Here is a 24,210-nt window from a genome sequence, read left to right as displayed (position 1 = left end):
TGTTTATGCCAGATCGAAACGGTCGGCGTTCATCACCTTGGTCCAGGCGGCAACGAAGTCCTTCACGAACTTCTCCTTGCTGTCGTCCTGGGCATAGACTTCCGCATAGGCGCGAAGGATCGAATTCGAACCGAAAACGAGATCGACGCGTGTTGCGGTGAACTTCGGCGTACCGGTCTTGCGGTCGCGGATTTCGTAGAGGCCTTCGCCCGTCGGAACCCACGAATTATGCATGTCGGTGAGTGTGACGAAGAAATCCGTCGTCAAAGCGCCGACCTTGTCCGTGAAGACGCCATGCGACGTGCCGCCATGGTTGGTGCCGATGGCGCGCATGCCGCCGACAAGGACCGTCATTTCAGGGGCGGTGAGGCCCATGAGCTGTGCCCGGTCGAGGAGCAGTTCCTCGGCGCTGACAACATAGTCCTTCTTCTGCCAGTTGCGGAAACCGTCTGCCAGCGGTTCAAGCGGAGCGAAGCTTTCAGCATCGGTCTGCTCGGCCGTTGCATCGCCGCGTCCCGGAGCGAATGGCACTTCAATGTCGACACCGGCGGCCTTGGCTGCCTGTTCCACACCATAATTGCCAGCCAGCACGATGACATCGGCCAGGCTTGCACCAGATGCCGCTGCAATCGGTTCCAGAACCGAGAGAACACGGGCCAGACGTTCCGGCTCGTTGCCTTCCCAATCCTTCTGCGGAGCGAGACGAATACGGGCGCCGTTTGCACCGCCGCGGAAATCCGAACCGCGATAGGTGCGGGCGCTGTCCCAGGCGGTGGAAACCAGATCGGAAACCGAAAGACCGGAAACGGCGATCTTGGCCTTGAGGTCCTTTACGTCGTAATCGGTGCGACCAGCCGGGATCGGGTCCTGCCAGATGAGATCTTCGGTCGGCGCATCCGGGCCGATATAACGGGTCTTCGGGCCCATGTCGCGATGGGTCAGCTTGAACCATGCGCGGGCAAAGACTTCCGAAAACGCGTCAAAGTCGTTCATGAAACGCTCGGAAATCGCGCGGTAGATCGGATCTACCTTCAGCGCCATATCCGCATCGGTCATCATGGGGTTCAGACGGATCGACGGGTCTTCCACGTCAACCGGCTTGTCCTGCTCGGCAATCGAAACAGGTTCCCACTGCGATGCGCCAGCCGGGCTCTTCACCAGATGCCAGTCGTGCTTGAACAGCATCTCGAAGAAGCCATTGTCCCACTTGGTCGGTTCGGTGGTCCAAGCGCCTTCGAGGCCCGAAACAACCGTGTCACGACCAATGCCGCGGCCCTTGGTGTTCATCCAGCCCAGTCCCTGATATTCAGGGCCTGCATCTTCCGGATCAGGGCTTAGATTGGCCGGATCGCCATTGCCATGGGTTTTGCCGATGGTATGGCCGCCAGCGGTCAGAGCCACGGTTTCCTCATCATCCATACCCATACGGGCAAAGGTTTCGCGCATCTGCGCTGCCGTTGCCAGCGGATCGGATTTTCCGTTGACGCCTTCCGGGTTGACATAGATGAGGCCCATCTGGACCGCAGCAAGCGGGTTTTCCAGCGTGCTCGGCTTGGTCACATCGCCGTAACGACCGTCGCTTGGCGCCAGCCATTCCTTTTCGTCACCCCAATAGGTGTCCTTTTCAGGCGCCCAGATATCTTCGCGACCGAAGGCGAAGCCGAAAGTCTTGAGACCGGCGACATCATAGGCAATCGTACCGGCAAGCGCGATCAGGTCGGCCCAGGAAAGCCGGTTGCCGTACTTCTTCTTGATCGGCCACAGCAGACGGCGACCCTTGTCGGTGTTGACGTTATCCGGCCAGGAATTGAGCGGAGCAAAACGCTGGTTGCCGGTGCTGGCGCCACCGCGACCGTCAGAGGTGCGGTACGAACCGGCGGCGTGCCAGGTCACGCGAGCCATCATGCCGACATAGCTGCCCCAATCGGCAGGCCACCACTCCTGACTATCCGTCATGAGTGCGCGCAGATCGGTCTTGAGAGCTTCCACGTCGAGCTTCTTCAGTTCTTCCTTGTAATCGAAGTTCTTGCCCAGCGGATTGGTCTTGGTGTCATGCTGGTGCAGAATGTCGAGGTTCAGCGCATTGGGCCACCATTCCATGACAGAATTGCCAAGCGCGGTATTGCCGCCATGCATGACCGGACATTTTCCGGCCGATTTCGTCTTTACGTCCATGATTGCTCTCCGATGGCTTTCCCAAAGATGGCTTTCGCTAAATAGAACGAGCGGCTGACACTGGCACGCCGAAGCGACCGCATTATGAAGGCGGTCACTCCGGAACCAACAGTCAGTATGGGTACGGTAACCAATGCGTTCGATAAATTCCAATTGTATATTCTAAAGGCTGCGATATGCTGAGCTTATGATTGGCCTCTCGATGAAACACCTCCGCTACTTCGACTCGCTGGCGCGATTGAGCCATTTTGGGCGTGCAGCGGCGGCATGTTCCATCTCTCAACCCGCATTGTCCTTGCAGATCAAGGAGCTGGAAGACCTGATCGGCGCGCCGCTGGTGGAGCGTGGCGGCAGGCAAATCCGCCTGACCGGGCTCGGTGAGGAATTCGCGGAAAGGGTGCGCGGCATTTTGCGCTCGGTTGACGAGCTGGAAGAGCTGGCGCGTGCGGCGCATGGCCCGTTCACCGGTCGTCTGCGTCTCGGCGTGATCCCGACGGTTGCGCCTTATCTTCTGCCGGAAGTGATCAAGACGCTGACCCAGCGTTATCCGGGGCTGGAGCCCCGCCCGCGTGAGGCAATCACCCAGAAGCTGATCGAAGACCTGTTGGAAGCGCGGCTGGATGCGGCGATCGTCGCTTTGCCGATTTCCGAGCCTTCCTTGCAGGAAGTGCCGCTCTTTGAGGAGGAATTTGTGCTGATGCGCCCGCTGGAAGATGCGGGCAAGCCGGTTCCAAGCGCCGAAAAACTGCATGAAATGCGGTTGCTTCTTCTGGAAGAAGGGCATTGTTTCCGCGATCAGGCCCTGTCTTTCTGCAATATTGCGGATGCGCCACCGCGCGAACTGATGGAAGGCAGCTCGCTGTCTACGCTTGTCCAGATGGTGGGCGCAGGTATAGGCATCACGCTCGTGCCGGAGATGGCTGTTTATACGGAAACGCTCGCGGCGAATGTCTGCATGTTCCGCCTTGCCGAGCCGCGTCCGTCGCGAACGATTGGTCTGGTCTGGCGCAAAAGCAATCCGCTGTCGTCCCAACTCAAGCAGATTGCCGAGATTGTCCGGGAAGTGGGCTTGCACCATCAGGACCGAATGCAGACGCTGCTGAGCCACTGAGTGGGCACTGGTCAGCCTTGGCTGGTTGAGAGCTTGGCTGCATCACTCATCCAAAACTTCGCCGACCACCTTGCCAGCCACCGATGTGCAGCGAAGGTAAACCCGGTTGACGGAAACGTCGGGCAAGGGCTTTTCAAAACCATCGCGGGCATGAAAGCCGTTTGCGTTATTCATTATAAGCAGCCTGCGGCTTTCCTGCGGGATGGAATAACGAAATTTGTTTGCTGATATGGCGTCTACGATATCGGTGAAAAGATCGCGGGATTCTGTGTGTTCTTCACCGACGGTCCCGTCGAAACTTCCGCTCATATAGGTCGTGGTAGAACCATTCTGGGCGCTGCTGAAAATGGCCGCTTTGACGCGATGCTCTATGACCATCACATCATTCTGCCCATCTTCGTAGACGGCGGGGTTGAGCTTGAAATAATATTCTTTCGATAAGCCAACCTTGTTCACAAGCTCGGCAATGCCGTCGATTTTACATGTCGGCACCCAGTGGAAACAGCCGCGCTCTTCAAAGTTAATGGCGATGTTATAAAGCGCTATATAGTCGGGAACGGACACGGTCTTTCCGGTGATAGAACTGTCGGAGTGAAACTCCAGTCGGCCCAACGGAACCAGATCCTGCAAGCCGACGCGCTCCAGCCTTTGGCGGCTATCTGTCGATGTCGTAAAGACAGAAAATGGTGTCTGGTTTTTCCCATCATAAAGGGTCGGCATAAGCGCCTGAATCAGCGCGATACCTAACAAGGCTCCAGCAGTGGCGTCTAATGTGGCATCTTCAAAGATGGATGGAATATCGACCGCGACGATCCCGATTTCGAGGCTATCCAACTGAAATTGCAGGTCTGTGAGCAAATCGGCAAAAACGTATGCTGCCTGACTTGCCAGGTCCGCCGTCAGCTCTTTGTCGCGCAAATCTGCAAGCGAGAGCATGATGCCGTTCTTCGTCAAATACTGATCGCAGAAATCAATTGCCGCCTCTGGATCGAGCGAAAAGATAACCGGTGTTTCAAAATGTTTCGTCATGAAAGTCATCCTTTCCAATTGAAAAATTAGGGGGTGAATTACCCCCTAATCTCCATCCAGCATTGATTAATGAGCTTAAGCAGAGTTTTAATTATTTTCTCTTTGTAAATCCTGGGCAGTCTTCAGTATTGTCTGGTGCCGTGAGTGTTGCAGAAAGACCCTTTAACACATCTTCAAATGCGACCGCGGACTTGATCGCAGGATTGCTTTTAGTATGCATTGTACTTCTCCCAATTTTTTAAAATGCGCCTTTTTATGAAGGCAGCTTATTATTGAAGTAATTATTACTTCGCGAAACGGCAAAAGAGCGGTGGCAATTTTACATTAGCGATCGCTTGTATGGTCTTGCTTGTTGCGGGCGAGTTTTTGGTTTGACGAAAGGCTTCTGCCATACTGCTGCGGTCTCTATTCACGTGGCCATCTTGGCCCCCGCAAAACTGCCTTCTCACGCAACGCATCTGCTCGCGAAATTTTGACGTTTACGGAAACGTCAAACTGCGCTAGTTTTGAGTCCGAACTGGTCCGGCTCGACCTGAGATTGGGTTGAGGCTGGCCAGAATGCTGCAAAAATGGCAGGTTTTCGAGTGAGAACGTCCTTTTTTGTTGCAACATATCGGCTGTCACGATGTTTTTCTAATAAAGCAGGCAGCAGGTGTGAAACGCGGTTTGGAGCCGGTATCCGTCTATCGCGGGGCTGGCTCAGGTGATGAATTTGGAGGATTTTGATGCCGAGCTATCGCGCGCCCGTTGAAGATACGAATTTCGTACTCAACGACGTTCTGAACTATCAGCGTTACAACAATCTGCCGGGCTTTGCCGACGCGTCGCCCGACGTGGTCGAGGCGATCCTGTCGGAAGGTGCGAAGCTCGCTGAGGGCACCCTGTTTCCGGTCAATCACAGCGGCGACCGCGAAGGCTGCAAGCGCGCCTCCGATGGCAGTGTCTCCACGCCGAAGGGTTTCAAGGAAGCCTTCGATCTCTACCGCGAAGGCGGCTGGCTCGGCCTCGCCGTGCCGGAGCAATATGGCGGCCAGGGCCTGCCTTATCTGCTACACACCGCAGTTGGCGAATATATGTCGTCCGCCAATATGGCGCTCACCATGTATCCCGGCCTGACGCAGGGCGCGATTGCCGCAATCCTCGCGCACGGCACGGATGAGCAGAAGGATACCTATCTGCCGAAGATGGTGGAAGGCACCTGGACCGGCACGATGAACCTGACCGAGCCGCATTGCGGCACGGATTTGGGCCTTCTGCGCACCAGTGCTGCGCCGCAGGGCGACGGCTCCTACAAGATTTCCGGCCAGAAGATTTTCATCTCGGCTGGCGAACACGACATGTCGGACAACATCATCCATCTGGTGCTCGCCCGTATCGACGGTGCACCGGAAGGCGTGAAGGGCATTTCGCTCTTCATCGTGCCGAAGTTCATTCTGGATGAGAATGGCAATCCGGGCACACGCAACGGCGTTTCCTGTGGTTCTATTGAAGAAAAGATGGGCATTCACGGCAATTCCACCTGCGTCATGAATTACGACGAGGCGACCGGCTTCCTGATCGGTGAGGCGCATAAGGGTCTGCGCGCCATGTTCACCATGATGAATGAGGCGCGTCTGGGCGTTGCCTTGCAGGGGCTTTCAATCGCCGAAACCGCCTATCAGAATGCAGCGATCTATGCCCGCGAGCGCATTCAGGGCCGCGCCCTTTCCGGCGCGAAAGAGCCGGAAAAGAAGGCCGATCCGATTATTGTGCATCCGGATATCCGTCGGAACCTGATGACGATCCGCGCTTTCAACGAAGCAGGCCGTGCGTTCATCCTCTGGACGGCGCTGAACTCCGACATTGCGCACCGCTCCGGTGACGAGGCCGAGCGTCAGGCCGCCGACGATCTGGTCGGTCTGCTCACGCCGGTTCTGAAAGGCGTTCTGACCGACAAGGGTTTTGAACATGCCGTCATGGCTCAGCAGGTCTTCGGTGGCCACGGCTATATCGAAGAACACGGCATGAGCCAGTATGTGCGCGATGCGCGTATCGCCATGATCTATGAAGGCGCCAACGGTATTCAGGCGCTCGATCTGGTCGGCCGCAAGCTGGCGCTGAATGGCGGCCGTGCTGTTACGACCTTCTTCAAGGAAGTGGGCGAATTCTGCGAAGCCAATCGCGACAATGAAAAGCTGTCCTTCTTCACCAAGCATCTGAAGAAAGGTCTCAACGATCTTCAGGCCGCCACCATGTGGCTGATGCAGAATGCCATGGCGAAGCCCGACAATGCCGGTGCTGCGTCCAATGACTACATGCATCTGTTCGGCCTGGTTGCGCTGGGGCTGATGTGGGGCCGCATGGCCAAGGTCGCAGAAGAAAAGCTGGCGGCAGGCGAAGGCAACAAGGCTTATCTTGAAGCGAAACTCGTCACTGCACGGTACTATTTCGAGCGTATTATGCCGGAAAGTGCCGCCCATCTCGCGCGCATCCAGTCGGGTGCGGATAGCATGATGGCGCTGCCTGCGGACGCGTTCTGATTTTCTGCTGACATTTTAAAGGTTAGGCCGGGTTCTTCGGACCCGGCGGGAAGGAGAAAAAATGGCTGAGGCTTATATTTACGATCACGTGCGGACGCCGCGCGGGCGCGGCAAGAAAGACGGTAGCCTGCATGAAGTGCCTGCCGTGCGTCTGGGCGCGAAGGTTCTGGAATCCCTGCGCGACCGCAACGGCATCGATACCGCAAAGGTCGATGACATTATTTTCGGCTGTGTCGATCCGGTCGGCGAAGCTGGCGCTGTCATTCCGCGCTCTGCCGCTTTTGAAGCCGGTTACGACTTCAAGGCTCCGGGCATCCAGATTTCGCGCTTCTGTGCTTCTGGTCTCGATGCGATCAACCTCGCTGCCGCGAAAGTTGCTTTCGGCGCGGACGAACTGGTGGTTGCTGGCGGCGTTGAAAGCATGTCCCGCGTCGGCATGGGCATGTCGGGCGGCGCCTGGTACATGGACCCATCGGTCGGCTTCCCCGGCTATTTCATGCCGCAGGGCGTTTCTGCCGATCTGATTGCCACGAAATACGGTTTCAGCCGCGACGATGTCGATGCCTATGCTGTCGAAAGCCAGAAGCGCGCCGCCAAGTCGTGGGAAAAGGGTTATTTCAAGAATTCGGTCATTTCGATCAAGGATCAGAATGGCCTGACCATTCTCGACCATGATGAACATATGCGCCCGACGACCGACATGCAGGCGCTTGGACAGTTGAACCCGTCCTTCGTTATGCCGGGCGAAATGGGCGGTTTCAACGCCGTTGGCATTCAGGCGCATCCGGAAATCGAAACGGTCAATCACGTCCACCATGCCGGTAATTCGTCGGGCATCGTCGACGGTGCGGCGGGCGTTCTGGTTGGCTCCAGGAAGGCAGGCAAGGCATTCGACATCAAGCCGCGTGCCCGCATCCGCGCTTTCGCCAATATCGGCTCCGACCCGGCGCTGATGCTGACCGGCCCGGTCGATGTAACGGAAAAGCTGCTCAAGCAGGCCAAGCTGAAGATTTCGGACATCGACCTGTTCGAACTCAACGAAGCTTTCGCCGCTGTGGTCCTGCGCTACATGCAGGCCTTCGATATTCCGCACGACAAGATCAACGTCAATGGCGGCGCGATTGCTATGGGCCATCCGCTTGGCGCAACCGGCGCGATGATCCTCGGTACGGTGCTGGATGAGCTGGAACGCCGCGATCTCAACACCGCGCTGGTGACCTTGTGCATCGGTGCCGGTATGGGCACGGCGACGATCATCGAGCGCGTATAAAGCGAGGGAGGTTTTTACGAATGGCTTACACGAATTTCAAAGTTGAGACCGACGCCGACGGCATTGCCCTCGTTACCTGGGACATGCCTGAAAAGTCGATGAATGTGTTCACCGTCGAGGTGATGCAGGAACTGAACGCCATCATCGACGCGGTGGTCGCGGACGACAAGATCAAGGGCGTGGTCATCACGTCCGGTAAGGAAAGCTTCTCCGGCGGTGCCGACCTGACCATGCTGGAAGGCATGTTCAAGGAGTTCCAGAAGCAGAAGGCCAAGGACCCACAGGGCGCTGTCCAGTCTCTCTTCGACAATGTCGGCAAGATGAGTGGTCTGTTCCGCAAGCTGGAAACCAGCGGCAAGCCGTGGGTTTCAGCCATCAACGGCACCTGCATGGGCGGTGCGTTTGAAATGTCGCTTTCCTGCCATGCGCGTGTTGTGTCGGATGCGCCGGGTGTGAAGCTGGCGCTGCCGGAAGTGAAGGTCGGCCTGTTCCCGGGCGCTGGTGGTACGCAGCGCGTTCCGCGTCTTGCCAACCAGCAGGATGCACTCCAGATGATGACGACCGGCTCCAGCCTGACGGCGCAGCGCGCCAAGGCGATGGGTCTCGTCACGGAAGTCGCACCGGCAAAGAAGCTGGTTGAAACCGCCAAGAAGCTCATCAAGGGCGGCCTCAAGCCGGTTCAGCCTTGGGATGAGAAGGGCTTCAAGCTGCCGGGCGGCGCGATCTATTCCGCCGCAGGCGCCAATCTCTGGCCTGCTGCGACCGCCATTCTGCGCCGCGAAACATCCGGCAATTACCCGGCGGCGCTGGCTATTCTGAAGTCGGTGTACGAGGGCCTGCTGGTGCCATTCGATACCGGCCTCAAAATCGAGCAGCGCTATTTCACCGAAATCCTCCAGACGACCGAAGCGGGCATGATGATCCGTTCGCTGTTCGTGTCGTTGCAGGAACTGAACAAGGGCGCACGCCGCCCGGCGGATGAAAAGCCGACCAAGCTCAAGAAAATCGGCGTCATCGGCGCTGGTTTCATGGGTGCAGGCATTGCCTATGTCACCGCCAAGGCGGGCATTCCGGTGGTGCTGATCGACCGCGATCAGGAAGCCGCCGACAAGGGCAAGGCCCATACGGCTGATCTCGTGACCAAGGAAATGCAGAAGGGCCGTGCCACCGAGGCCGACAAGGAAAAGCTCCTGTCGCTCATCACTGCAACGCCTGACTATGCTGAACTCGACGGCGCCGATCTGGTGATCGAAGCCGTGTTCGAAGACCGCGACGTCAAGCGCGTTGCGACCGAGAAGGCCGAGGAAGTGCTGAAGTCTTCGGCGATTTTCGCATCGAACACCTCGACCCTGCCGATCAGTGGTCTTGCCAAGGTCTCGAAGCGTCCGAAAAACTTCATCGGCATCCACTTCTTCTCGCCTGTTGATAAGATGATGCTGGTGGAAGTCATTCTCGGCAAGAAGACCTCCGACAAGGCTTTGGCCGTCGCGCTCGATTATGTCCGCGCGATCAAGAAGACGCCGATTGTTGTTAACGACACGCGCGGCTTCTACGTCAATCGTTGCGTGCTGCGCTATATGTCGGAAGCCTACAACATGCTGGTCGAAGGCGTTCCGGCTGCGATGATCGAAAATGCCGCCCGTATGGCCGGTATGCCCGTTGGTCCGCTGGCGCTCAATGACGAAACCGCCATCGATCTCTCGCAGAAGATCCTCAAGGCAACGCTTGCCGATCTTGGCGAGAAGGCTGTCGATCCGCGCCATGTTGAACTGGTGGACAGGCTCGTCAACGAGTTCGACCGCAAGGGCCGCAAGAATGGCAAGGGATTCTACGAATACCCGGCCAAGCCTGCCAAGAAGCATCTCTGGGCTGGTCTCAAGGATCTCTATCCGCAGCAGGACCCCGACAAGATCGATGTGAAGGAGCTGAAGGAACGCTTCCTCGTCACCATCGCTCTCGAAGCTGCCCGCGTGATGGAAGAAGGCATTGTCACCGATCCGCGCGAGGCGGATGTCGGCTCGATCCTGGCTTTCGGTTTTGCACCTTATACGGGCGGCACGCTGTCCTATATTGATGGCATGGGCGCGAAGAAATTCGTCAAGCTTGCCAAGGAGTTGCAGAAGAAATACGGCCAGCAATTCAAGGCCCCGAAGCTGCTTCTCGACATGGCCGAGAACGGCGAAAGCTTCTACCAGCGGTTCAACCCCTACAAGGGCGAAACCAAAAAAGCGGCTTGATCCATAGGCTTCGAAAATCTGGAAAGCGCGGTGTGAAAACACCGCGCTTTTTTATTGCCCCCACTTTTCGGCGACAGCTAATTAAGAAAATTTTCCCTGTCAATTCGTGCATCTTGCGCAAAACCCCAATTTTCGGTAGGTTCTGGCAAAAGTCGGCACAAGTTATAGGTTTAAAATCCTAAGCGGCGCGTCCCCCATGGTTTCGAGTTCGTCGTGGGAAGAGACCTGCCTGAAATTGGCGGATCATACCATGTTTTCTCACGACAGCATCTGGGCGGCGATAGACGCGTTGGCCGAGCGTCATTCCCTGAGCGCGTCGGGGCTAGCGCGCCGCGCCGGTCTTGACCCCACGACCTTCAACAAATCGAAGCGTTACGCTGCCGATGGCCGCGCGCGCTGGCCCTCGACGGAGTCGCTCGCCAAGGTGATGGAAGCCACTGGCGCGAGCTTTGAAGAACTCACGCGCCTGATGGGTGGCAGCGGTACTGCGAACCAGGGTTTCGGCGAGTATTTGCAGGATCCGCAGCCGATCCCGCTTCTTGGCATGGCGGAGGCTGGTACAGGCGGCTATTTCGACGATGCCGGTTTTCCCGCAGGGCAGGGCTGGGACATTGTGGAATTTCCTGTGGGCACCAGCGAAGGTGTGTATGCGCTGGAAGTTTCGGGCGACAGCATGTTGCCCCTTTACCGTGACGGCGATACGTTGATCGTCGCGCCCAATGCGCCGGTGCGTCGCGGCGACCGCGTGGTGGTGCGAACCAAGGACGGAGAAGTCATGGCCAAAATCCTTTATCGCCAGACACCACGTACAATCGAATTGCATTCGCTCAATCCAGAGCATTCAAACCGCAGCTTTGAAACCAAGGATGTGGAATGGATCGCCAGAATTCTATGGGCCAGCCAGTAATGGCGCAGTCGCAGACAAGAAGCCATTCGCGCTTCGTTTATGGCAGTCTCGCCGGATTGACCGGCGCGCTGCTGGCCGCAGCTTTCATTGCCCCTTTTTACGGCGCGCTCGATGGGCCGGTGCAGGTGATCACCAGTGATGGCGATGCGGCGAAGCCGAATGGCGGTTCCGGCAACGGCATTGTTGTCGAACAGTTCGATTATAACGAACCGGATAGCAACGCCGACGCGAAGACACAGACCCCGCCTGCGGGTGATCAACAAAATGCGCCATCCGGCAATTCCAGCGATGAGGCAAACGGGCTTCAACGTGAAGCGCCGCGGCCGCCGCTCAGCGATCTGGGATTGGCCGCCTCGCCAAAGCCGCCGGAACCCGTCGCGCCGACGGAGACCAGCACTCAGCCACTCACGCAGGTTGGCGAGAACGAGGATATGCAGCTTCTGCAACGCCCCGTCGCTGTGGCTGCGGGACGGCTGGAAAGCCAGGGTCGCCTGATTGATTTGCAGGGCATCGAGGTCGTGCCGGTCGAGCAGACTTGCCAGACGGCAGCAGGGGAAAGCTGGCCTTGCGGCATGCAGGCGCGGACGGCTTTCCGGCAATGGCTGCGTTCGCGTGCCATCATGTGCCGACTGCCGCAGAACGACAGCGGCGCTGCTATCGCCACTGCTTGCAAGCTGGGCAATGACGATGCCGCCGAATGGCTGGTGACGAATGGCTGGGCAAAGGCCGCGCCAGACGGTGCTTATGCCGATGCGGGCCGCAAGGCGGAAGATGCACGTCTTGGCATTTTCGGAGACAAGCCCGATGCTTCTTTGCAGAGCCTCGAGCCTGACCCGGGCAATGGTTTGAACAATCCGTCGCCGCTCGCGCCAGAAACGGAGCCGCAACCGTCCTCACCTTCTCCGCAGCAGGGTGAATTCCCGCCAGCGCCGGCGGCGCCAACACCTGCACCGGCAAACTAGGCTTCGGCTGTTGCCTTCGGGATTGTGCGTGAGGCTGGTTTCAGCGGAACGGTGATGACAATCAGGCAGGCGATGACCAGTGCAACGCCCAGCCAGCCCATGGCTGGGAGGCGTTCCCCGACAATGATCACGGCCAGCAGCGCGGCGATAACCGGCTCGACCAGCGTGATCGTCGTGGCCATGCTCGCCGGAATACGCGCAAGGCCGATGCCGAAGCAGACATAGCCGAGGAACATCGGCACCAGCGCCATGTAGATGCCGACTGCGGCATTGTTCCAGGAGGCGAGGAAGGGCGCGCCGGTCATCAGCAGGACCGGCATCAGCAACAGACCGCCAATGCCAAAGGTCGCACCCATCGCGACGGATGAATGTATGCCGCTCAGGATCAGTCCGCGTGCGGTCCATGAATAGAGCGCATAGGTCAAACCGCCGACCAGTCCCAGCCCGATACCAATCAGCACGGAGCTTCCGGTTTGAATGCCGCTATGGGCCGATCCCTCGGCGACTGATATGAGGATCATGCCAAGCAGCCCGATCATGGCCCCCCACAACCATTGCCGGGACAGTCGGGACCCGTCGAACACATATTCGATCAGCGCAGAAAGCAGTGGTGCGGAACCGAGCGTCACCACGGTTCCGATGGTCACGCCAGCCATGCGCATCGAGGCGTAGAAAGCGAGCGGATAAATGGCGACGGCCAGTCCGCCCAGGGCGAGATTGCGCCGGTGCTGGGCCAGCTGCGGCAATGCGCGCATGATGCCGCGCCCGGCAAGGACCGCCTGCATCAGTCCGCCCACACCCATGGCGGCCGCGCCGATAGCGGCAGCACCCACTTCCGGGGCAAAGGTGGCCGCTGTGCCGGTCGTGCCCCAGACTGCGGAGGAAAACAGAATGGCGGCGACGCCAATCGCATAATTGCGGGATGAAGTGCTCATAATGTCCCCAGCATGTCCGATGCCATTGCCCGCGCTTCCTGAATACAGGTGCTGTTTCCCTCAAGTCCGGCACGTGACATCGCTCCTTCCAGCAGAAAGGATAATGTCCGGGCCAGTGCCGCCGCCCGCTCGGGCGCTTCCGGCAGCAGTTCTGCCAAATGGCCCGCCAGCAAGGCTTCAACTTCACGCTTGTGATTTTTTACGGCCTGACGCCCGATATCGCCGACGGTTAGTTCGGCTGCGGCATTCAACAAACCGCACCCGCGAAACCCGTGCTCATAGGCAAATTCGGCGTGATCCTGATAGGCGTCGAAAATCGCGAGAACCTTCTCCTGTGGCGTGACCGCCTGTTGCAGGCGCACATCGTAAAGGCCCAGCCATTCGGCATGCCGCACTTCGAGATACTGGTTCACGAGATCGGCTTTGGACGCAAAATTGTTATAGAGGCTCTTCTTGGCAACGCCTGCCTTTTCAACGATCGCGTCGATACCCGTTCCGCCAATCCCATGATTGTAGAAAAGGACTGCAGCGGCGTTGAGCAGCTTTTCGCGCGCGCTTTCCGTCGAAGCCGGAAATGGAGTTTGAACGGTCGTCATCTCGGATTTCCTCACAGTAGGTAGACCGTACTACCTACTGTGAGGAGCAGAGTCAATCGGTGCAAACCACGGCGGTGATTTCAGGCACAAAAAAAGCCCCGCGCCGGGTGGTGGCTGCGGGGCTTCTCATTGGGATGTCGGATCAGGCCAGTTCGCCTGCCAGCGCCTTTTTGATCAGGGCGCGAGTTTCGTCGATACCGTAAAGCGCGACGAAAGAGCCGAAGCGGGGACCGCGTTCCTGACCGATCAGCACTTCATAGAGCATCTGGAAGAAGGAAACCGACACGCCGGGGCCGCCTTCCGGGCTTTTCTTGGTGTGATCCTGATAGCGTTCGATGGCGCGGGCAACGTCCAGAATGGCGTTCTGGATGTCATTGCCATCGGTTCCGGCAGGCAGGGTTCCAAGCTTCGCATCCAGCGCTTCCAGTGCAGCGCGCTCCACATCGTCCGGTGCGCGGAACTGCTTGGTCGGCTTGACGAAATCGTTGAAGTAACGGATCGCGTAACCGACAAGCGCGTCCAGCTCCGGATTGTTTTCCGGCGTGACACCCGGTGCGTGGCGCGAGATGAAGCCCCACAGAACCGACGGGCTTTCTGCATTCGACGCGCTGACGAGATTGAGCATCAGGGCAAAGGTAACCGGCAGGTTGACCTTTGGCGGATTGCCGTAATGGATATGCCAGACCGGATTGTTCAGGCGGTCTTTCCATTCCTGACGGTCATAGGCCGAAAGATAGGTGAAATATTCGTCCACCGCCTTCGGGATGACATCGAAATAAAGACGCTTTGCCGTCTTCGGCTTCTGATAATTGTACAGCGCAAGGCTTTCGGTCGGCGCATAGGAAAGCCATTCATCGATCGAGATGCCGTTGCCCTTGGACTTGGAAATCTTCTGGCCGAGCTGGTCGAGGAACAGTTCGTAGACGAAATGTTCCGGCGCGCGTCCGCCTAGGATAACGCAGATACGGTCGTAGATTTCCGAATTAGTCTGGTGGTCCTTGCCGAACATTTCGAAGTCGACGCCGAGCGCTGCCCAGCGCATGCCGAAATCCGGCTTCCACTGCAGCTTCACATTGCCACCCGTGACGGGAAGGGTGGTTTCAACGCCGTCATCGTCGAAAGTGATCGTGCCAGCCTTGGCGTCGACCTTCTTCATCGGCACGTAGAGCACGCGGCCTGACTTGGGTGAAATCGGCAGGAACGGGCTGTAGGTCGCCTGACGCTCTTCGCCGAGCGTCGGCAGCATGACCTTCATGATATCGTCATAGCGCTCGACGGCCTTGAGCAGCACGGCATCGAACTTGCCGGACTTGTAATATTCCGTTGCGCTTGCGAATTCATAGTCGAAGCCGAAGGTGTCGAGGAAGCGGCAGAGCATGGCATTGTTATGCTCGGCAAAGCTCTTGTATTCACCACCGAACGGGTTCGGCACCGACGAAAGCGGCATTTGCAGATAAGGCTCGAGAGCGGCCTTGTCCGGCACATTGTCCGGAATCTTGCGCATGCCGTCGAGATCGTCGGAGAAGCAGATCAGGCGCGTCTTCACCTTGTCTTCCGTCAGAACACGGAAGGCATGGCGCACCATCGAGGTGCGGGCCACTTCGCCGAAGGTGCCGATATGCGGCAGGCCTGACGGGCCATAGCCGGTTTCGAAGATCACCGTGTCCGGCAGGCCGGTCTTGGCATAGCGCTTGAGGATTTTCTTTGCCTCTTCAAAGGGCCATGCTTTCACGTCTGCAGCCGCCGCGGTCAGTTCCGGGGTCAGCGTGATTTCGGGCAGACGATGCGAGGTCATGGTTTTATCCTGATATCCTGTGAAGGGCGTGATTTTTGAAAAACGGTGCACAAATCCGTGCTTATGCTCTATGGCGCGCCAACCCCGTGTCGTCAACGGCTGGTGCGGAATTTCCTTGCGTAACCGCAGGAGGCTTCCTAACTTTCCCGCAAATTGTAACCGGAAACGCTGATTCCGATCCTGGAGCGGTTTCGGTTGGAACGGAATCGCAGAGCCGCTCTATCTGTTTGTTTTTACGCATTATCCTACGCAAAGCCGCTACGCACTTTTGCTGGAAATGCTCTAGTGTTGCTGAGGAGTACCCGATGAAGAAAATCTCGCCGCAGGATGCGCTCGTCTACATCATGATCACAACGTCGGCTGCCGATACGACGATGTCCGATGCCGAACTGGAGTCCATCGGTAATGTGGTGACGCGCCTTCCGGTGTTCCGTGGGTTCGATACGGCCGAGCTGCCGCGCCTTGCCAATGAATGCTACGCACTGCTGGCCGATGAAGACGGTCTGGAAAAGATCCTCGACCTTGCCCATGACGCGCTGCCGGAAAAGCTCTACGATACGGCTTATGCGCTGGCGGTTGAAGTCGCCGCCGCCGATCTGCATGTCGAGCAGGAAGAACTGGAGTTTCTCCAGATGCTGCGCGACCGCTGGACGCTGGACGAACTGACCGTTGCCGCTATCGAGCGCAGCGCACGCGTGCGGTTCCGCAAGCTCTGAATCTATTCAGTCAACCAATGCAAAACGCCGGTCCGATACTCTCGGGCCGGCGTTTTCTTTTGCGATAGAGCACTTCCAGCAAAAGTGCGTAGCGTCTACGCAGGGAAATCAGTTCACTGGACTGATTTCTTATCCTGCTTCGATGCGTAGGATAATGCGTAAAAACAAATAGATAGAGCGATTCCGTTTTAATCGGAGCCGCTCTAGCGTCGGGCGAAGCCGCTTACCAGGACGGCTGAACCGAGCCCTTGAAGGTATCTTCGATGAAGGCCTTCACTTCGGGACTGTGATAGGCGCTGACCAGTTCCTTGACCCAGTCGGCGTCCTTGTCTGCGGTGCGCACGGCGATGATGTTGAAATAGGGCGCCTTTTCACCTTCGCGGATCAGCGGATCCTTGGCCGGGTTAAGGCCAGCTTCCATGGCGTAATTGGTGTTGATGACGGCGGCCTCAACATCTTCCAGCGAGCGCGGCAATTGTGCTGCATCAAGCTCGACGAATTTGAGGTTCTTCGGGTTTTCGGTCACATCAATGACGCTGGCGCGCAGACCCTTGGCCGGATCGATCTTGATCAGGCCGTTATCGGCCAGAACCAGCAGGGCGCGAGCGCCATTGGTCGGATCATTGGGGATCGCAACCGTCGCGCCATCGGCAAGCTCGGAGATATCCTTCAGCTTCTTAGAATACATGCCCATCGGGAAGTTGACGGACTGCGCCACGCTCACAATGTCGAACTTGCGGTCGGCAACCTGATTGTCGAGATAGGGCTGATGCTGGAATGAATTGGCTTCTATCGCGCCATCGGCCAGCGCCATGTTCGGAATGACGTAATCGGAAAATTCCTGAATATCGATTTCCAGACCCTTGGCGGCGGCCACTTCCTTGACCTTTTCCATGATCTGGGCGTGCGGGCCGGGTGTGACGCCGACGCGTATGGTTTTTGCCATCGCCGATCCGGCTGTGCAGAAAGCGAGAATGAGGGCGGCGGTAAGCAGCTTACGCATCGGAACTCCTGAGATGATTTGTATGGGGCTTGGGAGGCTTATTGATTGCTCATAAAGGGATCGTTCCGGCTGAAAAAGATCATACTTTCCGCGTTCGACCTTTCGTGCACAAAAAAGCGGGCGGGTATGAACCCGCCCGCTCGGCTGTTTTCAAAATATCAGCACACGACAGGGAGCCGTCGTGCCTTACGCCGTTCCAAAGCCGCGCGCATGACATGGGCGGCTTCCGAAAAAGTTGCGTTTTCTTTCCAGCGTTCCGCATGCACCAGTGTCGACGGAACGATATCCTTCAATGCTTCCAGCGTGTGGCGCGGCACCATGTCGGTGCAGTTCCACAGGCGGCGAAAGACAACGCTGATACGCGTAATCTTGCCATTGACCTGAACAACCGGCTCGGCCGATTCCAAAGTCCAATCTTCATAAGCGTCAACTGCATCCTGAAATGCGTGATGAAGATAGATCGGTGCGTGACCGTCATGAAGCGGGGGCAGCAAACTAGACATTTCTGTTTCCTCTCTTCCAATGTGGTTCAGCTTCAAAAAACTCGCAGCCGGATTTCTATCGGGCCTGCAAGTGGGTGAAACAGGAGCAGGGGTATTCTCCTGTCGTCATGTGCTGATCGTGCTCGCTCCTCACGAAATGCGACAACACATAATTAACCATGATCTATGCAAAGGCGCCTGTTTGGCAAGAGGAGAATTTCTTAAGATAGGCATTATGTGAAAAATTAATTCAGCAATATTCTGCGAAATACTGAACAATCAGCGGGCATATAATTGGATTATACTGTATTGATCTATTGGTAAAAATATTCAAAAAAGGAAATGATTTTCAATATTTATTGTCGTGGTGACAGGTTTTGACCCTGTCATTTGCGGACGGCTGCGATAGAAATATGCTGACGGTAAGAAAAATGCGGGGCCGGAGGGGTCATGTCTCAATTCACCACGTCGCGAAGAACTTTTCTGGTCGGCTCGACTTTTTTGGCCGCGTCAACCGCATGGCCAAAATGGGCGCGGGCAACTGGTGATGAGCAAAAGGGCGGGCGGCTTGTGGTGGCTGCGGATTCCGAACCGCGCAATCTCAATCCGGCTATCGTCGCTTCCAATGGCGTGTTTTTCGTTGCAAGCAAGATTGTAGAACCTCTGGCCGAAGCTTCATTCGACGGCGAAAACGGCTTGAGCCCACGTCTGGCCACCGGCTGGGAAGGCTCGGCTGACGGGCTGACGGTAACATTCCGCCTGCGTGAAGGCGTCAAATGGCATGACGGCACGCCGTTTACGGCGGCAGATGTGGCCTTTTCCGCGCTTGAGGTCTGGAAGCCATTGCAAAATCTTGGCCGCGTCGTGTTCAAGGCGCTGGAAAAGGTGGAAACGCCGGATGATCATACCGCCATCTTTCATTTCTCGGAGCCGACACCGTTCCAGCTCATACGCAACGCTCTTCCAGCGCTGACTGCTGTTCTGCCGAAACATGTTTTCGCGGGAACCGATATTGCGGCCAATCCGGCCAATGAAAAGCTAATCGGTACGGGACCGTTCAAATATGCGGAGCACAAGACCGGCGAATATTACCGGCTGGTCCGGAATGATGCCTATTGGGGCGGGGGCGAGCCCTATCTCGACGAGATCGTCTATCGTGTTCTGCCCGACCGGGCTGCCGCAGCCGGCGCGCTGGAGGCCGAAGAGATTGATCTGGCTGCGTTCTCCGCCGTGCCGCTGGCCGACCTTGACCGTATTTCGAAAGTGCCGGGGCTGACGGTCGTTTCCAAGGGCTATGAGGCCCTGACCTATCAGCTCGTGGTGGAAATCAATCATCGCCGCAAGGAACTGGCGGATCTGAAGGTTCGTCAGGCGATTGCCCATGCGATCGACCGCGACTTTGTGGTGAAGACCATATTCCTTGGCTATGCCAAGACATCGACCGGTCCTGTGCCACGCTATGATAGTCAGTTTTATACGGATGATGTGCCGTCCTATCCGTTCGATGTGGCCAAGGCGAATGCGCTGCTGGACGAGGCGGGCTACAAGCGGGGCGATGGCGGAATGCGCTTCGCGCTGAAGCTGCTGCCTGCGCCCTATTTCAACGAGACCAGACAGTTCGGTGATTATCTGCGCCAGGCTCTGGCCGCGATTGGCATTGATGCGCGCATCGTCAACAACGACGCGGCGGCGCATCAGAAGGCGGTCTATACCGACCACGACTTCGACCTCGCTATTGCGCCAACCGTCTATCGTGGCGATCCGGCTATCTCCACGACTATTCTGGTTGAAAGCGGCATTCCAGCGGGTGTGCCATTCTCCAATCAGGGCGGCTATGCCAATGCAGAACTGGATACCCTGATTGCCGCCGCAGCACGCGAGATTGATGAGGCGAAACGCACGGCGCTTTACCATCAGTTCCAGCAGAAAGTGGAAGCGGACCTGCCGCTTATCAATGTTGCCGAATGGGGTTTCATCACGGTTGCCAATGAGCGGGTGAAGAATGTTTCCAACAATCCGCGCTGGGCTGTTTCCAACTGGGCCGATACCTGGGTTGAACCGCGATAGAACGGTGACGAAACATCGCGTTGATTGTATCGTCGCGGCGTGGCGCAGATTCTAACCCTTCTCCGGAAACGTTTGATCGGCAGCATTCTTGTGCTGCTGATTGTTGTCGTCGGTTGCTTTCTGATGTTGGAACTTGCCCCCGGCGATGCGGTTGACGCCTATGCCGTCAGTTTTGGCGGTGATGCAACGCAGATAGCTGATATGCGCGCCCGCTGGGGACTGGATCAGTCGGTCTGGCATCGGCTTGTCGCCTATCTCGCCTCTCTTTTGCAGGGCAATCTCGGCTGGTCGGTCAGTTTCAACAGGCCTATTCTCGGCGTCATTCTGGAGCGGTTGCCCAATACGCTTCTGCTCATGGGCGCGGCGACGGCACTGTCCTTCGCTGTCGGCACTTTGCTTGGGCTTGTCGCAGGCGCAAGACCCGGCAGTTTCCGGGATCGGTTTCTGTCGATCACTTCTCTCGTGCTCTATGCCATTCCGGGTTTCTGGCTGGCGCTGGTGTTGGTCATCCTGTTTTCGATCCGACTGCGCTGGTTGCCATCGAGCGGCATCGAAACGATTGCATCGGGCAAGCAGGGTTTGGCGCGAGCAGGCGATGTAATGCGTCATCTGGTGCTGCCGGTTGTGTCGCTGGCGCTGATTTATCTGGCGCTCTATCTGCGTGTCATGCGCGCTGCGATGGCTGACATATGGCGGATGGATTTCGTGCGGGCTTTGCGCGCACGCGGCATTTCACGACCGCGCATCGTGTTGCGCCATGTGGCGCGCAATGCGCTGTTACCGCTGGTCACCCTGCTCGGATTGCAGGCGGCCAGCATGTTGGGCGGCAGCGTGGTGATTGAAAGCGTCTTTGCGGTTCCCGGCCTCGGGCGATTGGCGCAGGAAGCCGTTGCAAGCCGCGATACGCCCTTGCTTCTGGGCGTCATTCTCACAAGTGCGATCATGGTGATCGTGGTCAATTTTGTTGTCGACCTTCTCTATGTCTGGCTCGACCCGCGCATTGCCCAGCGGACGGCAGGAAAGGCCCGGGCATGAAGGTTTTTCTGCGCAGCCTCAAAACCGGCGAAGGTCTGGCGGGTTCGATCATCCTGACGATCCTCGTCGCAGCCGCGCTGCTGGCGCCGCTCCTCTTCCCCGGTGATCCGCTGCGGATCGTTGCTTCCCCCTTGCTGGCGCCATTCGAAAATAGCGCCTTTCCGCTCGGTACAGACCGGCTCGGGCGCGATGTGCTGGCCGAGCTTTTCCATGGCGGGCGCACCTCGCTGATTGTCGGGCTTGCGGCGGCTTTGGCCTCCATCCTTGTCGGCAGCGCGGTCGGTGTGCTGGCAGGCTTTGCAGGCGGGATTGTCGATGAAATCCTGATGCGGATCACCGAGGCCTTTCAGACCGTGCCGGGCTTTCTCCTGGCGCTGGCGCTGGTCAGTCTTGCCGGGCCGTCATTGCCGGTTCTGGTGGCGGCAATCGTGCTTTCAAGCTGGACGCAGGCAGCAAGGCTGACACGCGGGCAGGTGCTATCGATCCGCGAACGCGATTATGTGGCGTCGGCTCGCACCATCGGTATGCATCCGCTGGAGATCGCCTTTCGTCAGATCTTGCCCAATGCCTTGCCGCCGGTTCTGGCGCTGGTGCCGGTGATCGTCGCTTCGGCCATATTGATCGAGGCGGCGCTGTCCTTTCTGGGGCTGGGTGATCCGAACCGGGTCACATGGGGCGGCATGATTGCGGAAGGCCGGACGGTGCTGCGCTCCGCGCCGTGGCTTTCGATTGTGCCGGGACTGGCATTGGCATTGACCGTCGTTGGCGTCTATCTGGCGGGCGAGGGTGTGACGGCCGCCGCTACACGGCGCGAGGTGCAATCATGAGCCTGCTTGTGAAGCTGGAAAATCTCTCTGTCACCTATGGGCGCGAAACGGCGCTGGGCAAAGTCCAGCTTGATGTAGAAGCGGGCAAAACGCTTGCCATTATCGGTGAGAGCGGCTCCGGTAAAAGCACGCTGGCGCTGGCGCTTGCCGGGCTTCTGCCTGTCAATGCGCGGGTATCGGGGCGCATTGACTGGGCCGAGGGGCCGATGAAGCCCGGACGCGATATCGGCTTTGTCTTTCAGGACCCGGCGTCGAGCTTCGACCCGCTGATGAGTATCGGCGCGCAATTGGTAGAAACCATTCGCGCACACGACAAACTGGATAGACAAGCCGCCAAGGTGCGCTCGCTCGCCCTGCTTGAGCGCGTGCATATCCCCGATGCGGAACAGAGTTTTCACCGCTATCCGCATCAGTTTTCCGGCGGGCAAAAGCAGCGTATCGCCATAGCGCTGGCCATTGCTGCCAATCCCCGTGTGCTGATCGCCGACGAGCCGACAAGCGCGCTCGACACCATCGTTCAAAAGGAAATCGTGGCGCTGCTGCGCAAACTGGTGCGCGAAGACGGCATGACCCTGATCTTCATCACGCATGATATTGCACTCGCATCCGGGCTTGCGGATCGTATCGCAGTTTTTCGCCGGGGTGGGCTTGTGGAAAGCGGCGAAACGCGGGTGATCATCGACGCACCGCAGACGGACTATACGCGCGCGCTGATTGCGGCTGTGCCTGCACTGGAGTTGACACCCCATGGCTGAGGCTTTGTTGCAGGCTGACAGGCTGGTGGCGCGTTATGGCGATGCGTTGGCGCTCGACCATGTCGGCCTTGAGATCGCCAAAGGTGAAACGCTGGCGCTGGTCGGCCCGTCGGGCAGCGGCAAGTCCACGCTTGCGCGTGCTTTGCTGCGCCTGCACCCGCTGGAAAGCGGGGCGATCCGTTTCGAAGGCGAGGATTGGCTGGCATTGCAAGGTGCTGTACTGCGCAGGCGCCGTGCGCGCATGCAGATGGTGTTTCAGGACCCGCTATCCGCTTTCAATCCCCGCACCAGTGTCAGCGATCTTCTGCATGAACCGCTGCGCATTCACGGCATCAAACGCGATATCGCAGATCTGCTGGAAAAGGTCGGGCTTGATCCGGCGCTTGCGCGGCGTGGGGTGCACGAAATTTCCGGCGGCCAGCGACAGCGCGTGGCAATTGCCCGCGCGCTTGCGACATCCCCTTCACTGATTGTGCTGGATGAAGCAGTTTCGGCGCTCGATGTGACGGTGCGCGGCGCAATTCTCGATCTGTTGCGGGAGATACAAAGGGCCGAACAGACGGCCTATCTCTTCATCACCCATGATCTTGCGGTTGCAGCACTTATGGCGGATCGCATTGCGGTGATGGAACGCGGGCGGGTTGTTGAAAACCGCCCGACGCAGGAGCTGATCCTGACACCGCAAGCGCCCGTTACCAGAGCGCTGATCGAAGCGGTGCCGAGACTTGCTAATTAGGCCTTGCCGAGTTCCTCGGAACGCTTGCGCGCTGCTTCAACGGCCTCGGCAACAAGCGTCTTGAGGCGGTCGCCGCCCATCAGCACTTCCAGCGCAGCAGCCGTGGTGCCGTTCGGGCTCGTCACCTGCTCGCGCAGTTTCGACGGCGTGTCGGTGCTGGCATCGGCAAGCGCGCCCGCACCCATCACGGTCTGCATGGCGAGAAGCCCTGCCGTTTCACGGGGCAGACCAGCGGTGACGCCAGCATCGGTCAGTGCTTCGATGAAGTGGAACACATAGGCCGGGCCGGAGCCCGAAACCGCCGTGACGGCATCCATCAGCGCTTCGTCATCGACGCTTGTAACTTTGCCCGAAGTGGCGAGCAGGCGTGCGACGAAAGCTTCATTATCGGCGGTCACATTGGCGTTCTTGAAGGTCACCATCATGCCCTTGCCAATGGCGGCAGGCGTATTGGGCATGCAGCGGAGGATGGCTGCATCGTGGCCCAGATGCGTCTCGAACAGCGCAACCGGGATGCCGGCTGCAACACTGACAAAGGTGGCGGCAGGCGCAAAGCGCTTATAGGCAGGCAGAACAGCGTTCATGACCTGCGGCTTGACGGCAACCAGTATCATGCGCGGCTTGAGGTCGGCAGGCAGCGCTTCCGCGCTGGAATAGGCATGAACGCCAGCGCCCGCAGCGCGCTCGCGCAGCGCATCCGTCGGCTCGACGACATGAACGTCGCCAGCTTTCAAAATGCCGTTGTCGAGCCAGCCTTTGAGCATGGCGAAGCCCATATTGCCGCAACCGACGAGAATGACCGTATCCTGCATAGTGATTGTTCCGCCTGTCTGAATGTTTCGGCGCCGGAGCGCCCGGGTTGTTTGCAGACGGTATAAACCTCTGCCTTCGCGATCCGCAAGGCGGCTGTGCCATATTTGATCGATACGAGCAGACAAAACATAAAACTGCGGAAACTATAGCTTTCTTGCCCGTGAATTATTGAAGCCTCATAAAATATCGCTCAGTATGTCTTGAGGAAATTGCATGGAAATTGCGGATTTTTAAGTTTAT

General features: G+C 57.9%; 20 protein-coding genes. 12 read left to right on the top strand and 8 right to left on the bottom strand.

Annotated features, from left to right (window positions below):
* Positions 1-3 precede the first annotated feature (3 nt).
* Positions 4-2,175, bottom strand: coding sequence for a catalase/peroxidase HPI (gene katG / locus FGI60_RS09365; RefSeq protein ID WP_138784951.1), 2,172 nt, complete (start codon positions 2,173-2,175; stop codon positions 4-6).
* 187 nt (positions 2,176-2,362) lie between these two features.
* Between katG and FGI60_RS09360 the strand changes: the two genes are divergently transcribed.
* Positions 2,363-3,286 (top strand): hydrogen peroxide-inducible genes activator, encoded by a 924-nt coding sequence (locus FGI60_RS09360; protein WP_138784950.1) that lies wholly within the window; start codon positions 2,363-2,365, stop codon positions 3,284-3,286.
* Positions 3,287-3,328: 42 nt separating this feature from the next.
* On the opposite strand, the gene FGI60_RS09355 is transcribed toward FGI60_RS09360, so the two are convergent.
* Complete coding sequence (locus FGI60_RS09355; protein ID WP_138784949.1) at positions 3,329-4,315, bottom strand: hypothetical protein; 987 nt, start codon at positions 4,313-4,315, stop codon at positions 3,329-3,331.
* 725 nt (positions 4,316-5,040) lie between these two features.
* Between FGI60_RS09355 and FGI60_RS09350 the strand changes: the two genes are divergently transcribed.
* The 5 genes from FGI60_RS09350 to FGI60_RS09330 all read left to right on the top strand — a co-directional run bounded on the left by FGI60_RS09350 (position 5,041) and on the right by FGI60_RS09330 (position 12,210).
* Positions 5,041-6,834, top strand: a complete 1,794-nt coding sequence (locus FGI60_RS09350; RefSeq protein WP_138784948.1) for an acyl-CoA dehydrogenase C-terminal domain-containing protein — start codon at positions 5,041-5,043, stop codon at positions 6,832-6,834.
* Between the two features lie 61 nt (positions 6,835-6,895).
* Entirely contained in the window at positions 6,896-8,104 is a 1,209-nt protein-coding gene (locus FGI60_RS09345) for an acetyl-CoA C-acetyltransferase (protein WP_138784947.1), read from the top strand.
* Positions 8,105-8,124: 20 nt separating this feature from the next.
* Positions 8,125-10,341, top strand: a complete 2,217-nt coding sequence (locus FGI60_RS09340; RefSeq protein ID WP_138784946.1) for an FAD-dependent oxidoreductase — start codon at positions 8,125-8,127, stop codon at positions 10,339-10,341.
* 250 nt (positions 10,342-10,591) lie between these two features.
* Entirely contained in the window at positions 10,592-11,248 is a 657-nt protein-coding gene (locus FGI60_RS09335) for a S24 family peptidase (protein ID WP_138784945.1), read from the top strand.
* The gene (locus FGI60_RS09330) at positions 11,248-12,210 is read left to right on the top strand and encodes a thermonuclease family protein (protein ID WP_138784969.1); all 963 of its coding nucleotides are present in this window, start codon (positions 11,248-11,250) and stop codon (positions 12,208-12,210) included. Before FGI60_RS09335 ends, FGI60_RS09330 begins: the two co-directional genes overlap by 1 nt.
* Here the strand turns inward: FGI60_RS09330 and FGI60_RS09325 are convergent.
* The 3 genes from FGI60_RS09325 to FGI60_RS09315 all read right to left on the bottom strand — a co-directional run bounded on the left by FGI60_RS09325 (position 12,207) and on the right by FGI60_RS09315 (position 15,536).
* A complete protein-coding gene (locus FGI60_RS09325; RefSeq protein ID WP_138784944.1) occupies positions 12,207-13,145 on the bottom strand; it encodes a DMT family transporter in 939 nt (312 codons plus the stop codon). The genes FGI60_RS09330 and FGI60_RS09325 overlap by 4 nt on opposite strands.
* Complete coding sequence (locus FGI60_RS09320; protein WP_138784943.1) at positions 13,142-13,741, bottom strand: TetR/AcrR family transcriptional regulator; 600 nt, start codon at positions 13,739-13,741, stop codon at positions 13,142-13,144. The genes FGI60_RS09325 and FGI60_RS09320 overlap by 4 nt, the downstream gene beginning before the upstream one ends.
* Positions 13,742-13,883: 142 nt before the next feature.
* Positions 13,884-15,536, bottom strand: coding sequence for a lysine--tRNA ligase (locus FGI60_RS09315; RefSeq protein WP_138784942.1), 1,653 nt, complete (start codon positions 15,534-15,536; stop codon positions 13,884-13,886).
* Between the two features lie 305 nt (positions 15,537-15,841).
* On the opposite strand from FGI60_RS09315, the gene FGI60_RS09310 reads away from it, so the two are divergent.
* Positions 15,842-16,252: a tellurite resistance TerB family protein gene (locus FGI60_RS09310; protein ID WP_138784941.1), complete on the top strand. Its 411-nt coding sequence runs from the start codon at positions 15,842-15,844 to the stop codon at positions 16,250-16,252.
* A 223-nt stretch (positions 16,253-16,475) separates the two neighbouring features.
* Here the strand turns inward: FGI60_RS09310 and FGI60_RS09300 are convergent, their stop codons facing one another.
* On the bottom strand, positions 16,476-17,255 hold the full coding sequence (locus FGI60_RS09300; RefSeq protein ID WP_138784940.1) for a MetQ/NlpA family ABC transporter substrate-binding protein: 780 nt from the start codon (positions 17,253-17,255) through the stop codon (positions 16,476-16,478).
* Positions 17,256-17,413: 158 nt separating this feature from the next.
* On the bottom strand, positions 17,414-17,758 hold the full coding sequence (locus tag FGI60_RS09295) for a BRA0787 family protein (protein WP_138784939.1): 345 nt from the start codon (positions 17,756-17,758) through the stop codon (positions 17,414-17,416).
* A 429-nt stretch (positions 17,759-18,187) separates the two neighbouring features.
* On the opposite strand from FGI60_RS09295, the gene FGI60_RS09290 reads away from it, so the two are divergent.
* Genes FGI60_RS09290 through FGI60_RS09270 form a run of 5 tightly spaced genes read left to right on the top strand, consistent with a single transcriptional unit; the run spans position 18,188 to position 23,157 of the window.
* On the top strand, positions 18,188-19,804 hold the full coding sequence (locus FGI60_RS09290) for an ABC transporter substrate-binding protein (protein ID WP_138784938.1): 1,617 nt from the start codon (positions 18,188-18,190) through the stop codon (positions 19,802-19,804).
* A 39-nt stretch (positions 19,805-19,843) separates the two neighbouring features.
* Complete coding sequence (locus tag FGI60_RS09285) at positions 19,844-20,839, top strand: ABC transporter permease (protein WP_138784967.1); 996 nt, start codon at positions 19,844-19,846, stop codon at positions 20,837-20,839.
* Positions 20,836-21,666 (top strand): ABC transporter permease, encoded by an 831-nt coding sequence (locus tag FGI60_RS09280; RefSeq protein ID WP_138784937.1) that lies wholly within the window; start codon positions 20,836-20,838, stop codon positions 21,664-21,666. Before FGI60_RS09285 ends, FGI60_RS09280 begins: the two co-directional genes overlap by 4 nt.
* The gene (locus FGI60_RS09275; protein WP_138784936.1) at positions 21,663-22,421 is read left to right on the top strand and encodes an ATP-binding cassette domain-containing protein; all 759 of its coding nucleotides are present in this window, start codon (positions 21,663-21,665) and stop codon (positions 22,419-22,421) included. Before FGI60_RS09280 ends, FGI60_RS09275 begins: the two co-directional genes overlap by 4 nt.
* The gene (locus FGI60_RS09270) at positions 22,414-23,157 is read left to right on the top strand and encodes an ABC transporter ATP-binding protein (protein WP_138784935.1); all 744 of its coding nucleotides are present in this window, start codon (positions 22,414-22,416) and stop codon (positions 23,155-23,157) included. Before FGI60_RS09275 ends, FGI60_RS09270 begins: the two co-directional genes overlap by 8 nt.
* On the opposite strand, the gene proC is transcribed toward FGI60_RS09270, so the two are convergent.
* Entirely contained in the window at positions 23,154-23,969 is an 816-nt protein-coding gene (proC, locus tag FGI60_RS09265; RefSeq protein WP_138784934.1) for a pyrroline-5-carboxylate reductase, read from the bottom strand. The genes FGI60_RS09270 and proC overlap by 4 nt on opposite strands.
* Positions 23,970-24,210: the final 241 nt, after the last annotated feature.

Source organism: Brucella haematophila (assembly GCF_005938105.1).
Classification (GTDB): domain Bacteria; phylum Pseudomonadota; class Alphaproteobacteria; order Rhizobiales; family Rhizobiaceae; genus Brucella; species Brucella haematophila.
Note: the sequence above shows the minus strand (reverse complement) of the source record. Positions and strands in the feature narration are given on the sequence as shown.

Excerpts from the sequence above, each read along its gene's own strand:
- FGI60_RS09280 (WP_138784937.1), top strand. The coding sequence starts at position 20,836 with ATGAAGGTTTTTCTGCGCAGCCTCAAAACCGGCGAAGGTCTGGCGGGT.
- FGI60_RS09310 (WP_138784941.1), top strand. The coding sequence starts at position 15,842 with ATGAAGAAAATCTCGCCGCAGGATGCGCTCGTCTACATCATGATCACA.
- katG (WP_138784951.1), bottom strand. The coding sequence starts at position 2,175 with ATGGACGTAAAGACGAAATCGGCCGGAAAATGTCCGGTCATGCATGGC.
- proC (WP_138784934.1), bottom strand. The coding sequence starts at position 23,969 with ATGCAGGATACGGTCATTCTCGTCGGTTGCGGCAATATGGGCTTCGCC.
- FGI60_RS09295 (WP_138784939.1), bottom strand. The coding sequence starts at position 17,758 with ATGTCTAGTTTGCTGCCCCCGCTTCATGACGGTCACGCACCGATCTAT.
- FGI60_RS09350 (WP_138784948.1), top strand. The coding sequence starts at position 5,041 with ATGCCGAGCTATCGCGCGCCCGTTGAAGATACGAATTTCGTACTCAAC.
- FGI60_RS09360 (WP_138784950.1), top strand. The coding sequence starts at position 2,363 with ATGATTGGCCTCTCGATGAAACACCTCCGCTACTTCGACTCGCTGGCG.
- FGI60_RS09300 (WP_138784940.1), bottom strand. The coding sequence starts at position 17,255 with ATGCGTAAGCTGCTTACCGCCGCCCTCATTCTCGCTTTCTGCACAGCC.
- FGI60_RS09275 (WP_138784936.1), top strand. The coding sequence starts at position 21,663 with ATGAGCCTGCTTGTGAAGCTGGAAAATCTCTCTGTCACCTATGGGCGC.
- FGI60_RS09355 (WP_138784949.1), bottom strand. The coding sequence starts at position 4,315 with ATGACGAAACATTTTGAAACACCGGTTATCTTTTCGCTCGATCCAGAG.
- FGI60_RS09335 (WP_138784945.1), top strand. The coding sequence starts at position 10,592 with ATGTTTTCTCACGACAGCATCTGGGCGGCGATAGACGCGTTGGCCGAG.
- FGI60_RS09325 (WP_138784944.1), bottom strand. The coding sequence starts at position 13,145 with ATGAGCACTTCATCCCGCAATTATGCGATTGGCGTCGCCGCCATTCTG.
- FGI60_RS09340 (WP_138784946.1), top strand. The coding sequence starts at position 8,125 with ATGGCTTACACGAATTTCAAAGTTGAGACCGACGCCGACGGCATTGCC.
- FGI60_RS09345 (WP_138784947.1), top strand. The coding sequence starts at position 6,896 with ATGGCTGAGGCTTATATTTACGATCACGTGCGGACGCCGCGCGGGCGC.
- FGI60_RS09270 (WP_138784935.1), top strand. The coding sequence starts at position 22,414 with ATGGCTGAGGCTTTGTTGCAGGCTGACAGGCTGGTGGCGCGTTATGGC.
- FGI60_RS09320 (WP_138784943.1), bottom strand. The coding sequence starts at position 13,741 with ATGACGACCGTTCAAACTCCATTTCCGGCTTCGACGGAAAGCGCGCGC.
- FGI60_RS09315 (WP_138784942.1), bottom strand. The coding sequence starts at position 15,536 with ATGACCTCGCATCGTCTGCCCGAAATCACGCTGACCCCGGAACTGACC.
- FGI60_RS09330 (WP_138784969.1), top strand. The coding sequence starts at position 11,248 with ATGGCGCAGTCGCAGACAAGAAGCCATTCGCGCTTCGTTTATGGCAGT.
- FGI60_RS09290 (WP_138784938.1), top strand. The coding sequence starts at position 18,188 with ATGTCTCAATTCACCACGTCGCGAAGAACTTTTCTGGTCGGCTCGACT.